This is a genomic window from Ideonella sp. (assembly GCF_044358605.1).
In the GTDB taxonomy this organism is placed as follows: domain Bacteria; phylum Pseudomonadota; class Gammaproteobacteria; order Burkholderiales; family Burkholderiaceae_C; genus Ideonella.
On the sequence record NZ_JBIKNQ010000036.1, the window covers coordinates 22,315 to 34,291 of the forward strand.

11 protein-coding genes are annotated in these 11,977 nt (G+C 63.6%); 6 read left to right on the forward strand and 5 right to left on the reverse strand.

What is annotated here, in order from left to right:
• Positions 1-239: 239 nt before the first annotated feature.
• The 3 genes from ACIQ3Q_RS13615 (at position 240) to ACIQ3Q_RS13625 (ending at position 4,045) form a co-directional block, all read left to right on the forward strand.
• The gene (locus ACIQ3Q_RS13615) at positions 240-2,168 is read left to right on the forward strand and encodes a potassium transporter Kup (RefSeq protein WP_396269679.1); all 1,929 of its coding nucleotides are present in this window, start codon (positions 240-242) and stop codon (positions 2,166-2,168) included.
• Positions 2,169-2,245: 77 nt separating this feature from the next.
• Positions 2,246-3,415 carry a benzoate/H(+) symporter BenE family transporter gene (locus tag ACIQ3Q_RS13620; protein ID WP_396269652.1) on the forward strand — a complete coding sequence of 390 codons (1,170 nt, stop codon included), beginning with the start codon at positions 2,246-2,248 and terminating at the stop codon, positions 3,413-3,415.
• Between the two features lie 3 nt (positions 3,416-3,418).
• Positions 3,419-4,045 (forward strand): N-methyl-D-aspartate receptor NMDAR2C subunit, encoded by a 627-nt coding sequence (locus ACIQ3Q_RS13625; RefSeq protein ID WP_396269653.1) that lies wholly within the window; start codon positions 3,419-3,421, stop codon positions 4,043-4,045.
• 39 nt (positions 4,046-4,084) lie between these two features.
• Here the strand turns inward: ACIQ3Q_RS13625 and ACIQ3Q_RS13630 are convergent, their stop codons facing one another.
• Together ACIQ3Q_RS13630 and ACIQ3Q_RS13635 are read right to left on the reverse strand one after the other, a co-directional pair.
• Positions 4,085-4,351: a zf-TFIIB domain-containing protein gene (locus ACIQ3Q_RS13630; RefSeq protein WP_396269654.1), complete on the reverse strand. Its 267-nt coding sequence runs from the start codon at positions 4,349-4,351 to the stop codon at positions 4,085-4,087.
• A gap of 12 nt (positions 4,352-4,363) precedes the next feature.
• Complete coding sequence (locus ACIQ3Q_RS13635; protein ID WP_396269655.1) at positions 4,364-4,747, reverse strand: HPF/RaiA family ribosome-associated protein; 384 nt, start codon at positions 4,745-4,747, stop codon at positions 4,364-4,366.
• A gap of 199 nt (positions 4,748-4,946) precedes the next feature.
• Between ACIQ3Q_RS13635 and ACIQ3Q_RS13640 the strand changes: the two genes are divergently transcribed.
• Complete coding sequence (locus ACIQ3Q_RS13640) at positions 4,947-6,035, forward strand: DUF3616 domain-containing protein (RefSeq protein ID WP_396269656.1); 1,089 nt, start codon at positions 4,947-4,949, stop codon at positions 6,033-6,035.
• Positions 6,036-6,065: 30 nt separating this feature from the next.
• Here the strand turns inward: ACIQ3Q_RS13640 and ACIQ3Q_RS13645 are convergent, their stop codons facing one another.
• Together ACIQ3Q_RS13645 and ACIQ3Q_RS13650 are read right to left on the reverse strand one after the other, a co-directional pair.
• Positions 6,066-6,968 (reverse strand): mechanosensitive ion channel family protein, encoded by a 903-nt coding sequence (locus ACIQ3Q_RS13645; protein WP_396269657.1) that lies wholly within the window; start codon positions 6,966-6,968, stop codon positions 6,066-6,068.
• 93 nt (positions 6,969-7,061) lie between these two features.
• Positions 7,062-8,102 carry a TerC family protein gene (locus ACIQ3Q_RS13650; protein ID WP_396269659.1) on the reverse strand — a complete coding sequence of 347 codons (1,041 nt, stop codon included), beginning with the start codon at positions 8,100-8,102 and terminating at the stop codon, positions 7,062-7,064.
• Positions 8,103-8,582: 480 nt separating this feature from the next.
• On the opposite strand from ACIQ3Q_RS13650, the gene ACIQ3Q_RS13655 reads away from it, so the two are divergent.
• A complete protein-coding gene (locus tag ACIQ3Q_RS13655) occupies positions 8,583-9,017 on the forward strand; it encodes a TerB family tellurite resistance protein (protein ID WP_396269660.1) in 435 nt (144 codons plus the stop codon).
• Positions 9,018-9,128: 111 nt separating this feature from the next.
• Here ACIQ3Q_RS13655 and ACIQ3Q_RS13660 read toward each other — a convergent pair whose 3' ends face one another.
• Positions 9,129-10,880: a hypothetical protein gene (locus ACIQ3Q_RS13660; protein ID WP_396269661.1), complete on the reverse strand. Its 1,752-nt coding sequence runs from the start codon at positions 10,878-10,880 to the stop codon at positions 9,129-9,131.
• 219 nt (positions 10,881-11,099) lie between these two features.
• Between ACIQ3Q_RS13660 and ACIQ3Q_RS13665 the strand changes: the two genes are divergently transcribed.
• A complete protein-coding gene (locus tag ACIQ3Q_RS13665; RefSeq protein ID WP_396269662.1) occupies positions 11,100-11,939 on the forward strand; it encodes a prolipoprotein diacylglyceryl transferase family protein in 840 nt (279 codons plus the stop codon).
• Positions 11,940-11,977 lie beyond the last annotated feature (38 nt).

Here is an 11,977-nt window from a genome sequence, read left to right on the forward strand (position 1 = left end):
GACGGTGGCACCGCATCGCACCTCTAGGCGTTCCCTTCCGGGTTCCTGAGGGTCATAGGCCCAGCCTATCAAGGTGACGCCTTGAATGCGCTCCAAAGCCATCTGAGCAGCCAGCGGCGGTTGGGTGGGCGGGGAGGGTGGCAATGGCGCAACGTTGTCCGGCATTCGGGTTCACAGTGCTCAGGAAAGAGCCCGATTCTCAGCCATAAGCGCAGTCCCTGGGGGTGGACAAGATTTTGATGCGGCGCACAATACCGGCTTCGCATTGTCGAAGCAGTCCCTTGAAACCTTCCGAAAAAGCCGCACCCACCGGGGGCGCGTTGGCCACCCTGACCTTGGCTGCCCTGGGTGTCGTCTATGGCGACATCGGTACCAGCCCCCTGTATGCCCTCAAGGAGGTCTTCCATGCAGGCCATGTGCCGGCCACGGCCGACAATGTGTTGGGGGTGCTCAGCCTGATCTTCTGGACGATGACCATCATCGTCTCCTTGAAGTACGTGCTGCTCATTTTGCGGGCCGACAACAACGGCGAAGGCGGCCTGATCGCCATGCTGGCCCTGGCCACCACGGCCGTCAAAGAGCGGCCGCAACTGCGCCGCACGCTGATGGTGGTGGGCCTGTTTGGCACCGCCATCTTCTATGGCGACGGCGTCATCACCCCGGCCATCTCCGTCCTCTCAGCGGTCGAGGGCTTAGAAGTGGCCGAGCCCGCCCTGCATGCCTTTGTGCTGCCCATCACTTTGCTGGTGCTGACGGGCTTGTTTGCCGTGCAGCGCTTTGGCACGGGCGGCATTGGCAAATTCTTCGGCCCCATCACCCTGGTGTGGTTCATTGTGCTGATCGCCCTGGGCATTCCGCATGTGTTGGCCAACCCGGCCGTGCTGGTGGCGCTCAACCCGGCGTATGCCGCAGGCTTTTTTGCGCAGCAACCCTTGGTGGCCTTCATCGCGCTGGGCGCAGTGGTCTTGTGTGTCACCGGGGGCGAGGCGCTTTATGCCGACATGGGCCACTTTGGCAAGCGGCCCATCCGCATCGCTTGGTACGGCCTGGTCATGCCGGCCTTGGTGATCAACTATTTTGGCCAGGGCGCGATGCTGCTCAAGCATCCCGAGGCGGTTGCAAACCCCTTCTTCTTGATGGCCCCCGACTGGTCCCAACTGCCCTTGGTGTTCTTGGCCACGGCGGCCACGGTGATTGCCTCTCAGGCGCTGATCTCAGCCGCCTTCTCCGTCACCAAACAGGCCATTCAGTTGGGCATCTTGCCGCGCATGACGGTGCGCCACACCTCGGTCAAAGACACCGGCCAGATCTATGTGCCCTTCGTCAACTGGGGCCTGTATGTCTTCATTGTGCTGGCCGTGGCGCTGTTCAAAAGCTCCTCCAACCTGGCTTCGGCCTACGGCATTGCCGTGACGCTGGACATGACCATCACCACCGTGATGACCTTCTTCGTCATCCGCTACGGCTGGCGCTATCCCTTGGGGCTGTGCTTGGCCGTCACCGGATTTTTCTTGATCATTGATGTCACCTTCTTCCTCTCGAACATGCTCAAGCTGTTCAAGGGCGGCTGGTTCCCGCTGGTGCTGGGCATTGGCATGTTCCTGCTGATGCTGACCTGGAAGCAAGGCCGCCGCTTGATGCGCGACCGCGTGCGCGACGAGGCCATTGAGCTCAAAGGCTTTCTCGAAGCCATCTTCATCAGCCCGCCGGTGCGGGTGTCGGGTACGGCTGTCTTTTTGGTTGCCGAAGAAGGCCTGACCCCCAACGCTTTGATGCACAACCTCAAGCACAACAAGGTGCTGCACGAGTACAACCTGTTTGTCACCGTCAAGCACCACGAAGTGCCGTGGATTGGCTTTGATGAGCGTGTCAGCCTCGCTTCTTTGGGCCACGATTGCTGGCAGGTCACGTTGAACTTCGGCTTCAAGAACGACCCCGATGTGCCCGAAGCCTTGCAGTTGCTCAAGGGCCGCGGTGTGCCGCTGGACGACATGGACACCAGCTACTTCCTCAGCCGAGACACCGTGATCCCCACCTTTGGCGAAGGCATGCCACTGTGGCGCGAAAAGCTCTTTGCCAGCATGCACCGCAATGCTGCAGACATGGCTGACTTCTTGAACTTGCCCTCCAACCGCATCGTGGAGTTGGGGGCCAAGGTTGAGATTTGAGCCGGACCTGAATACCGCCACAGAGACACAGAGGCACAGAGCAGGTGGGGATGTGGGCGCAACGATGAGGATGGCCCATGGGGCGTCTGTGGCGTGACGTGTCCGTCTCGGCCGCTGTGGCCGGCTTTGTGGCGGTGCTGGTGGGCTTCACCAGTTCAGCCGCTATCGTCTTTGCAGCCGCTCAGGCGCTGGGGGCCAACGCGGCGCAAACAGCGTCTTGGATGTGGGCCTTGGGCCTGGGCATGGGCTTCACCAGCTTGGGGCTGAGCCTCTGGTACCGCCAGCCCGTGCTCACGGCCTGGTCCACGCCGGGGGCAGCCGTGCTGGCCGTGAGCCAAGGCGTCACCCTGCCTGAGGCCACCGGCGCCTTCATCGTCTGTGCGCTGCTCATCATGGTGGTGGGCTATAGCGGTGTTTTTGAGCGGCTGATGTCGCGCATTCCGGTCGCCCTGGCCAACGCCTTGTTGGCGGGGGTGCTGGCTCGCTTTGCGCTGGATGCGGTGGGGGCCGTCAGCACCGCGCCGGTGCTGGTGCTCAGCATGACGGCCGCTTTTTTGCTGGGGCGGCGCCTGTGGCCACGCTGGGCCGTGCCCGGCGTGTTGGCCGTGGGCATGGCGGTGGCCGCAGCACTGGGGCAACTCCACCTGGGCAGCGTGAGCTGGGTCTGGGCCACGCCAGTGTGGGTCAACCCGCAATGGAGCCTGGGCGCCATGGTCAGCGTGGCCTTGCCCTTGTTCGTGGTGACCATGGCCTCGCAGAACCTGCCCGGTGTCGCGGCCCAGCGCGCCTCGGGCTACAGCACACCCGTGTCACCTGTGGTCGGCACCACGGGCCTGGCCAGCTTGCTGCTGGCGCCCTTTGGCGGCTATGCGCTCAACCTGGCCGCCATCACCGCGGCCATCTGCATGGGCCGAGAGGCCCATCCGGACCCTGATCGCCGCTACACCGCCGCGGCAGCCGCAGGCGTGCTCTACATCGTCCTCGGCCTGGCCGGTGGCACCATCGTCAGCCTCTTGGCCGCCTTCCCCAAAGCCTTGGTGCTGGCCGTGGCAGGCCTCGCGTTGCTAGGCACCATCGCGGCCGGCTTGGCCTCGGCCATGAAGGACGACAGCCACCGCGACGCCGCGCTGCTGGCTTTTCTCGTCACCCTCTCCGGCATCACCGTAGCGGGCGTGGGCTCGGCCTTCTGGGGTGTGGTGGTGGGCGTGGTGGCGCAAGCCGTGCTGCACGCGCGCAAGGCCGACTGACCGATGGCTGAGTCCCAAGCTCCTGTCGCCGCTCAGCACTGGGCGCTCGCCTGGGCCGATGTGGGTCTGCCCGGCCAAGGGCATGAGCTGCGCGACACCCTTTGGGACGCCTATGCCCAGCCGCAGCGCCGCTATCACACGCAGCAGCATCTCAGTGAATGCTTGGCTTTGTGGGAGGCCTTGCGGCCCCATGCACAGCACCCCGGTGAAGTCGGCCTGGCACTGTGGTTCCATGATGCGGTGTATGAGGTCAAAGCCAGCGACAACGAAGCCCGCAGCGCCGACTGGGCGCGCCAAGCCTTGCTGGCGGCGGGCGCAGAGGCCGCCGTGGCCCAGCGCGTGCACGCCTTGGTGATGGCCACCTGCCATGCAGCGCCCACCGCTACGGCGGACCAGGCGCTGTTGGTGGACATCGACCTCGCTATCCTCGGCGCAGACGCCGCCCGCTTTGCCGAGTACGAACAGCAGGTGCGCGACGAGTACGCCTGGGTGCCTGGCTTTCTGTATCGCCGCAAACGGCGCGAGGTGATGCGCGGCTTTGCCCAGCGTATGCCGCTCTACCAGACGGCTGTCGTGCGCGCACGCCTAGAGGCTCAGGCCCGGGTGAACCTGATGCGCTACATGGCGTGAAAAGCTGCCACCCTTGTGGAGTGACCCGTAGGACGCACCCTAATCAAAGATATTGCTCAGCCAAGACTTCTTGTGCTTGCCATGGTGGCCTCGGGCGTGGTCGTAATCAGAGTCGACAAACTGAGCTTGCGAGCGGCCAGGTGCTGGGCTGGCTTGTGGCGGTGGCATCGTGGAGGAGCGCTCTATGAGTTTGTCGAGCTCACCTCGATCGAGCCACACGCCTCGGCACTGGGGGCAGTAGTCAATCTCGACGCCTTGGCGGTCGCTCATCACCAACGTAGCATCGGGACAGTGAGGACATTTCATGGTGTATTCCGTTCAAACGATGGAGCTTGTTGAGGTCGAGTTGCGGGAGGCCGGTGAGTCCTCATGGCCGACCAGACGCTGCTGTAGCCTGCGGCTGTCTCCCTCACGCTGCCAAAGCCGCATCAAGAACCGTGTGGCGCGTGCGAGCGCGTTGTCCAGAGCGGTGCGCCAATCTCGCGCCACGGCAGTCACCACCACGGTGCCTGAGCCGTCTGTTCTCAGTTCGACCAGGCAGCGCTTGTCAACGCCGCCGCGTGGCCCATTCACGTCCGACATCTGTACCTCCGCACGAGGTACTCGCCAGCGAACGCGCCGCAACGCAAAGCGAACGCGATGTTCGGTCAGATCGCGCAGCTCAATCGCGTGCGGATGGCGGGGCTTGAACAGCACTTGCATCACAGATCTCCAGCGGTTGCATGACAGATGCAATGTCGGTTTCCAATAGCTCCATTTAAAGCAGATATTCGATGATCTAAACATCGTAAAAAACTGAACACAAGCTGACCTCAAGGCCTCACACTCTTGCGCTTCGCCAGGGCTTAGCGTCGAGCGCCCTGCTCATACTTTCAATACCCCTGCCCGAGGAGAACCCCCCATGCCCAAGACCCGAAATCCCAACGCCGTGAGGCTAGAGTTCGCCCCCGGCGCTTTGGTGCATGCCAATTTGTCGGGTGCTGCCTTCAGTGGTGAGTGGCTGTGGGTGGCCGGTGACGAAGCCTGCGGCCTAGATCGCCTGCGTCGCCTGGAGCCTGTGGGGAGCGAAACCCTGCGTTTTGGCGAAGTGCACGACTTTCCCTTGGCTGATTTGCTGGATCTGCCGGGCGAGCCCGACGAAGAGGCTGACCTCGAAGGCATGGCCTTGGCCGAGGGCTACCTGTGGGTGGTGGGCTCGCATGGCTTGAAGCGCAAGAACGCCAAGCCCGACCGGCCCAACGCCGACAACGCCAAGCGCTTGGCCAAGCTGTCTTTGGATGGCAACCGCCGCCTGTTGGCTCGCTTGCCTATTGAGCTGGACGCCAGCGGTGCCCCCTGCTTAGTGAAGCAAGCGCAAGACGGCCGCCGTGCCCAGCGCCTCAAGGGCGATGCCAACGCCAACCAGCTGACCCGCGCACTGGCCGATGACCCCCACTTCGGCCCCTACATGGCCATTCCCGGCAAGGACAACGGCTTTGACATCGAGGGCTTGGCCGTGAATGGCGAGCGCCTGCTGCTGGGCCTGCGTGGCCCGGTGCTGCGCGGTTGGTCCGCGCTGCTAGAGATTGCCATTGAAGCCCGGGGCGACCAACTCCGGCTCAAACCGTTGGACGACAACGGCACACTCATCCGCAAGCACTTCTTGCAGCTCGATGGGCTGGGTGTGCGAGACCTGCACTTCTCGGGCGACGACCTCTACATCCTGGCCGGCCCCACCATGGTCTTGAACGGCGAAATCCGCCTCTTCAAATGGCCGGGCGCCAAGCCCCTGTTGGCCGCCAATGGCGAGCCCGTGCGCTTTGAGGCCGCCTTGACCGAGGCCGTGACCCTGCCGCACGGCCGGGGCTGCAACCGTGCTGAGGCCATGTGCGAGCTGCCCGCCGCGCTGGCGGGCGGCCAGCCCAGTTGGCTGGTGCTCTACGACGCGCCAGGAGCCGACCGCAAGGACGGCGAGTACACCGTGTTTGGTGACCTGTTGCGGCGCAGTTGACGCGCGCCGCCGCAAGGCCCCGCGCAGGGTTCAAGCGCTGGAGGGGCGACCACTCGGCCCCGCCACATCGGCATGACCGACCAGCGGCGCCTGATCGACCAAGGCCCGCCAAGTGTCCTTGAACACGGCTTGCTCCACCGCATGTCGCTCTAAGCTGGGGCAAGCGACCCGAACCACCAGCACCAAATGCCCGGGCTCTGAAAAGTCCCAGGCCACCTTGGTTCTGCCCGAGGGCAGGGCGATGAAGCTCTCCTCCGACACTTTGCGAAAGTGCGCCATCGCTTCATCGCGCCAAGCGGCGGTGCTGCGTTCGGCGGCCTGCAGCGCGGCGGCTTCGATCAGATCCAAGTGGCCCACCCGTGCCTCGGGGACTGGGATGCGAATGTGGTGCAGCGCAAAGGCCCCGTTGGGCGTCACGTTCTTCACCGGGGTGGTGAGCAAGAGGCCGTTGGGGAACTCGGCCACCTTGCCGGTTTGCTGGCCCGACTCGTCCAACTCGGCCAAGGAGGTGGCGAACATGTCGATGTCGATCACCCGCCCCCGCAGCTCGCCAAACTCAATCGCGTCGCCCACTTTGTAGGGGCTCACCACCGTGGCATAAAGATAGCCGTGCACGCACATCACCAACTCTTTGCTGACGATCAGCAAGGCGCCGGCCACGGCGGCCAGTGACAGCGCAAAGCCAGCAATGGTGGACGCCCATACCGCCGCAATCACCAGCAAGACGGCAAACCAGATGATGTTGCGGGCCCACACCAAGTGCAGACGGCGCTTCTGGGGCGACATCTCACCCCGCGCCAAATAGCGCGCCCAGAGGTGCGAGGCCAACAAGGCCAAGCAGACCAGCAGCAGGCTGACGATCACCTTCTCCCACTGACCGGGGATGGCATTGAACACCTGTTCAAGAGAGAGGCTGCGATGGAGATCTGACATGACGGATTTCAAGACAAGCCCGGGGCTCGGGCCTCACGATGAGACCGAGCCCCAGAGAGAAGCATAGAACGCGCAGACCCCATCATGCCCTGATCATGCGCCCGTGGCCCGGCGCGTCTTCCATAGCGAGAACAGCACGCCCCCAGCCAGCAAGCCGCCGGTCACGCCCAGGCTGATCGAGGCCGGCACCTTGCCATCGAACAGCCAATCCCCCAAGAAGATTTTGGCGCCGATGAAGATCAAGACCATGGCCAGCGCGTACTTCAGGTAGTGGAAGCGGTGCACCACCGCGGCCAGCGCAAAGTACAGCGCACGCAAGCCCAAGATCGCGAAGATGTTGCTGGTGTAGACGATGAACGGGTCAGGCGTGATCGCAAAGATCGCGGGTACGGAGTCGATCGCAAACACCAGGTCGGCGATCTCCACCAAGATCAGGCACAGCAGCAAGGGCGTGGCATACAACTCCATCTTGCCGGTTTGAGGGTGGGCCAAGCGCACCGTGAACGCTTGCCCGTGCAAGTCGTCTGTCACGCGCAAGTGCTTGCGCATCAGACGCAACACCGGGTTGTTGCCGATGTCTGGCTTGTGGTCCACCATCAAGAGCATCTTCACGCCGGTGAGCAGCAGGATCACACCGAAGACATACATGATCCAAACGAACTCCATCACCAGTGCGGCGCCCAAGCCGATCATGATGGCGCGCAAGACGATCACGCCCAGGATGCCCCAGAACAAGACCCGATGCTGATACTCGCGGGGCACCGCAAAGTAGCTGAAGATTAAGGAGATGATGAAGACGTTGTCCATGGCCAGCGTCTTCTCCACGAGATAGCCCGTCATATAGAGCGTTACGGCTGTCCAGGCCCGCTCGTCCGAGGTGGCGGCTGCTGCCATCTTCGGGTCCATGGCGCCCGCGTTTGGATAGTGGCCGTAGATGCCATAGACCACGGCGGCCCAGGCCAGCCCCAGGCCGATGTAGAGCGCGGACATCTTCAGGCTCTCTGCGACGCCGATCTCATGGGCGTCACGATGCATGACACCCAGGTCAAACGCGAGGATCGCCAGCACCGCAAGCAAGAAGGCCAGCCAGATCCAGACTGGCATACCCAACCAAACGACGCCCATCATGTCCATGTCACGCCTCCATCCGGACGACCATTAGAAAGCTCAAGATCTAAAGCTTGAGTTCAGTGAAATGCCTCGACATCGGAGGCATGCCACGGGTGTCCAGATGAGGAGGAAGGGGTGCTATTTCAATTCGTAAAAACCGATCTAATGATCATTTTTATTCTGATTTTTAATGATGCTTTATACCCCCACACTGAGGACTCTCATCAAGCCAAGGAGGCCCTCCCGATGAAAGTGATCTTGAGACCCAGCGACCGACCCAACAGCCCATGGCTTATGCGCCAATGGCAGCGTCTGCGCCTGGCCGTGAGGGCGTTGGTTCAGAACCTGCGCATGGGGTTGCAACCAAGGCATGGTACGGAGACCCCCATCCCTGTCCGCATCAACGTTGACCCGCGAATGACCCAGCGGCATGCGCCGCGCCGCAGCCCTTGAGTGCGAACGCCATCTACTCCGAACAGCTCTCCTCACAGAAAGACGACCGCCATGCGCACCTACCCTCGCAACAGCCCCGAAGCCGCCGCTCGCATCGTGGCCCTTGTTCTGATTGCCGACGGCCATGTCTGCCGCTCGGAATTTGAGGCCTTGAATCAACTTGACACGGCTCGCGAGCTGGGCCTGCCATCGGGGGGCTTGCCGCAGGCTGTACAGACCTTGTGCGAAGACCTGCTGATGGGCGCGCACAGCGATCGCTCGCTCATTGCGCAGGTCGATGGCGCGGCCTTGGCCGCCATCATGGCCGAAGTGCAAGACCCCACGCTGCAAGCCAAAGTGCTGGCACTGGCCATGGCAGCTGCCCGCGCTGACCAGCATTTAGCAGAGGGTGAAACCCTGGTGTTGGAGGCCGCCCAGCGGCACTGGCACCTGAGTGACGCCGTCATCGGCCTGCCCGCCAAGGAGCCCGTGCGCTTGGCAGCGTAAAGGCCTGCGCTTTGCCTGAGCGGCCGCACCCAAGAAAAAACCCCGGACGCTGGCTTGCGGCCGGGGTAGTGCGGCCACCCGCGCGGGCGGGCGGCTGAGTGGCGAAGGCGCTTACTCGGTCTGCTTGCCCACCGAGAGCAGGCGGCTGTTTTCTGGGAAGACCACCGACGAGAAGCCATGACCCAACACCGCCGAACCGACCCAACGGGAGGTGGTGGTGGGGTTGCCCGCGCTGTCGGTGCTGGTCTGTGCCACGCGTTCCGTGAAGTCTGTCTGGGGGGCGTTGATGCGAATGGTCTCTTCCCGTGTCACGCCAGTGGTGAGGTTGATGATGGCGCGCCGCAGGTAAGAGACGATGCCATCAACCGACAGCACGGTGTTGCTGGATTCACTGATCGCACCGGGGGCCAGACGTTGCAGGTTCATGGTCAGGTTCCAAGCGTTGCTGGTCGAGTTCACGCTTGGTTGAATGACGGTCGCGTTCTGCCCGAACACCATCCCCAGCGTGTGGTCGTAGTTGAGGGTGGTCCACATCAACTGCCCCCTGCCATTGCGATAGGCGAAGATGCGCTGTGTCCAGTTGTCTCGGCTATTGCTCAGCAAGAAGCCGCCTTCCGCCTGAGGGCTCAGGTTGATGGGGGGGAACCCGGCGTCCCCCAACTTCCCGCTCAAGAACGCTGTGAGGTCAGGACGAGTGGCATACATGATCTCCACCGCTTGGCCGGCCGCGTTGAACTCGTAGCGCAGCATGGCGGTGACGAAGGCGCCTTCCTCGGTTTCAAAGCCCAGGCCCTTCCAGGAGCCTGCAAAGTCGCTCAGGGCCAGAGCCTGCTCGGGCAAGAGCAAGGCCATCACATAAGGCTCAGTGCCGCCACCCAAGCGCAGCACGCCCACGCCGGAGGTGGTGAAGACAGTCTGTGTGCCATCCGCCTGCGTGTACTTGCAAGGGCCGTCCGCCACCAGCTTCACCAACTCGCTGTTGTCGCTCAAATCAGTGCCCACCAAGGTGCTGGCGTCAATGCGCACGCGTACCCCATTGGGCTCGCCGGGCTGGCCCACCAAGCGGAAGTTGCCGCTGCGCAAAGCCTTGCAGTTTGCGGCATGCGCCTGCAGTTGCGCTGCCGCAGGCAGCGTGGAGCTGGCGGCCACCACGGTGCTGGTTGGGGTGGCGGTGGTGGAGTTGGCGGCCACGGTGTTGGACATGCTGGTCAGGCTGGTGCCGCTGGTGCTCAGGGCTTTGTCCAAACTCACCAGGCCCTTGCCCAAGTCGTTGCCGCTGGCACCGGCCACCAAAGACGCCGTCAGGGGGTTGCCGGCTTGGCTCAAGTCCACGCCGCCGTCTTTGAGCGTGGTGGTCACCGCATCGGTGGCGGTGCTGAGCTTGTCGGTCGTCACCGCCGTGCCCAGGCTGGCTGGCGTGGCACTCGCTTGGGTGAACAGAGCTGCAGGCTCGGCCGCCGTCAGGCTGGCAACGATGAGCTCGCTGACCGTGCTGACATTGGCGACAGCGGCCGTCATGTTGCCGGTGTCGGCTGCGACGGAGTGCAGCGTCACCGGCGCTGAGCCCGCTTGCGCAGCCCTGATGACGCAGGGCAGACGGCCCGACTCAATCACGATTTCATAATTGCCCGAGCCGACCGAGCGCGCGCTGCCTTGGCCCACCGCACAGCGGGCCTGTACGTCGGCATCGTTCAAAGGCTCAGCGCGTGCCACAGTGCCGCTCAGGCGCAGCTTGTCCACGCTAACGGGCGGTGTGGGTGTCGCTGGCGCATCAGAGCCGCCACCGCAAGCGGTCAGGGCCAACAGCAGGGCCGGGCTGAGCCACAGTGCGGTGGTCTTCAGGGGGTGTAGGGAATGGGGCATGGTCAACTCCAGGGGTCGAGAGCCCAGCAAGCCATGCACAAGAGGGGCTCCGGATGCTTGATGGCTGCTGTGCCGAATGAGGCCGAATGGCGCCCAGTCAGAGTTGGGTGTGGCTTCGGTTGGCGCATCCTGAAGCTTGATGAGCCCACCACCGTTCCTGTCACCCCACTTCTTGGTTCGATGGGCGCTGCGCCAGCCCCAGCCTGCTAACCTCAGCCCATGCTCACACTCAACCTTGGCCCCTTGGCCATGCCCACGGCGCCCCTGTTGCTGCTCTTGAGTGTCTGGCTGGGCCTGCAGTGCGCTGCCAGGCTGGTGCGTGCAGATGCCGTCATGGCGCGCACCGTCAAGGACCACCTCTTTCATGCCAGCCTGATCGGCTTGCTGGTCGCGCGCCTGGCTTTTGTGCTGCAGTCTGGCGCCAGCTACAGCGGCGAGCCTTGGCGGGTCTTGGACATCCGCGATGGTGGCTGGCTGATGCTGCCCGGTGTGCTGGCGGCAGCGCTGTTTCTTGCATGGCGTGCAGTGCGTGCCCCCGCGCAGCGCCAAGCCCTGGGTGTGGGTGCTCTGGTCGCCGCCATGGTGTGGGCGGCGGGCAGCCTGGGCTTGGGGCTGCATCGGCAAGTCGATGTGCCCGATGTGCCATTGCAAAGCTTGCCGACTCTTGAGGATGCAGCGCCGCGCCATGCCACCTTGGCTCAGTTGGCCCAGGGGCAACCTACCGTGATCGTCCTGTGGGCAAGCTGGTGCGGGGTTTGCCACCGGCAAATGCCTTACTTGGCCGCAGCACAGCAGCGCCAAGCGGATGTGCAGTTCTTGTTCATCAACCAAGGCGAAACACCGGCGCAAGCCCGCCGGTACCTCGTCCAACAGCAGCTTGCACTACGCGGTGTCTGGCTAGATGCCACCAGCCGCACCGGCCCCGCTGTGGGTTCTCGGGGCCTGCCCACCACCTTGTTCTACAACGCACAAGGTGAGCTGACCCACCGCCAAATCGGGCCGATGGGGCCGGCCGCATTGGCGCAGCGCCTACAAGCCTTACGACCTCGCTCGCCCTAGGGTTGGCCACAAGACAAAGCCGCCTCAGGCCAGGCAGT